Consider the following 275-nt stretch of genomic DNA (forward strand, 5'->3'; position numbering starts at 1 on the left):
TTGAGCTTCCTGCGCCAGATCGACCGCGCCTACCCGGAACAGGATCTGCACCTGGTGATGGACAACTACGCCACCCACAAAACCGCCGAAGTGCGAGACTGGCTGGCCGCACACCCCCGATTCCACGTGCACTTCACCCCGACGCCCGGGTCGTGGTTGAACCTGGTGGAAGTCTGGTTCGGCATCATCGACCGCCAAGCGATCAAGCGAGGCGTGTTCACTTCTGTCAAGGACTTGAATGCGAAGATCCGGGAGTTTATCACCGGGTGGAACAA

1 protein-coding gene is annotated in these 275 nt (G+C 59.6%); it reads left to right on the forward strand.

What is annotated here, in order from left to right; translation table 11 throughout:
• The coding region (locus FS507_RS16915; protein ID WP_186314771.1) for a transposase at nucleotides 1-275 on the forward strand (275 nt) is incomplete at both ends.

The organism is Corynebacterium glyciniphilum AJ 3170 (assembly GCF_007673095.1).
Taxonomy (GTDB): Bacteria; Actinomycetota; Actinomycetes; order Mycobacteriales; family Mycobacteriaceae; genus Corynebacterium.